The following is a 1,696-nucleotide window of genomic DNA, read 5'->3' as shown; positions in this document are numbered from 1 at the left end:
AAAACGCGAAGCTGCGCGAAGAACGCGATATTCTACGTAAAGCTGCTAAATATTTTGCCGAAGAGACACGCTGGTAATCCGCTTCCAGTTTGTCTATGACTACCGAACCGAGTACTCGGTCAAGCGGATGTGCCATGTGTTAAAGCTCAATCGCTCCTCGTTTTATAAATGGGTCCAAACCCGTGAAAAGCGCAGGCTAAAGATGTATTCCGATGCCCTTATTGGTGCAAGAATCAAGGCCATCTTTGATGATGAGAACGGGCTTTATGGTGCTAAACGCATCGCTGCAAGCCTCAACAGTGATACGGATTTCGACCCGATAAATCACAAGAAGGTCGCACGCATCATGAAATCCATGGGACTTAAAGGCTTTACCAAGCGCCGCCGATGTGTCACTACCAGGCGTAAGCCTGGCCACCGTGTCATGCCGGACTTAGTAGGCCGTAAATTCACAGCCAACGAGCCGAACCGCGTCTATGTAGGCGACATTACCTACCTGCCCTGTAAGGGTGGCAAGAACATGTATTTGGCCACAGTCATTGACACGTATTCACGGAAACTTGCAGGTTATGCGCTCGCAGACCACATGCGAGTGTCACTGGTCGTCGATGCAATAGCCCACGCGCACGGTGTGCGTGGCAGTCTTGACGGGGCTGTATTCCATTCCGATCACGGCAGTGTTTACACCTCACAAGCCTTTAGGAGCTATTGCTCGTCGTTGGGTGTGCGCCAATCCATGGGCGCGGTAGGAACGAGTGCGGATTGAAGCGTCCTGGGTTTAGTTCCGCTTCTTTTACGACCCTGTGTTGATGGGCTGGGTGAGATAGTACTCGGTTTCTACTTCCTGTGGGGTGGCGTAGTCCAAAGCTTCATGAAGCCGCTTGGTGTTCCACCAATACACCCACCGCAAGGTGGCCAATTCGACTTCTCCGACCGACGTCCACGGGCCTTGGGCATGAATCAGTTCCGCCTTGTAGAGACCATTGACTGTTTCGGCTAGAGCATTGTCATAAGAATCTCCGACTGTTCCCACACTCGGCCGGATTCCGGATTCCGCGAGAGCGGTGGAATACTTCAGTGACACGTACTGGCTGCCCCGATCACTATGATGAATCAGCTGGTTTCCATGAATTCGCCCTGCAGTCGTTAACGCATGCTCCAAAGCCTCCATGGGCAGCGCATCGGTACGCATCGTCGAGCGTGTAGCAACACCAACAATTTTTCGGCTGAAGACATCCACGACAAACGCGGTATAGGCGAATCCTGACAGGGTACGAACGTAGGTAATGTCGGCAACCCACAACCTGCCTGGCGCTTGGGCACGAAAGTCTCGTTGTACAAGATCCGGGCGATGATCCGGTGCCTTCGGGCTAATCGTTGTCACAGGGGTTCGCCCACGTCGGCGGCCGGAAACACCTGCTAGCTTCATTAGTCGTGCAGTCTTGTCGCGGCCGATATGAAAGCCTTCACGGTTCATCGCGTGCCACATTTTGCGGATACCGTAGACCGAGAAATTCTCCGCATGCACACGCTGTATTTCTGGGATGAGCAGGCTATCGCTTAAGGCTCTTGCACTGGGAACGCGTGTGGTGGCTTTGCGGTAGCCGCGTGAAGTAATGAATCCACGATCTGCTTGTTTAAGGACTCGGCAGATGGCCTCGACCCCAAACTGATCTTTATACGTGTCGATGTAGGA

1 protein-coding gene and 1 pseudogene are annotated in these 1,696 nt (G+C 53.0%); one reads left to right on the top strand and one right to left on the bottom strand.

The window, feature by feature from the left end:
- Positions 1-763: pseudogene (locus HMPREF3169_RS06085) on the top strand (IS3 family transposase); the annotation flags it as partial.
- 30 nt (positions 764-793) lie between these two features.
- On the opposite strand, the gene HMPREF3169_RS06080 reads toward HMPREF3169_RS06085, so the two are convergent.
- On the bottom strand, positions 794-1,696 hold a 903-nt coding region (locus tag HMPREF3169_RS06080), incomplete at its 5' end, for an IS3 family transposase (RefSeq protein ID WP_083286082.1).

The organism is Corynebacterium sp. HMSC08C04, assembly GCF_001807495.1.
Classification (GTDB): domain Bacteria; phylum Actinomycetota; class Actinomycetes; order Mycobacteriales; family Mycobacteriaceae; genus Corynebacterium; species Corynebacterium simulans.
Note: the sequence above shows the minus strand (reverse complement) of the source record. Positions and strands in the feature narration are given on the sequence as shown.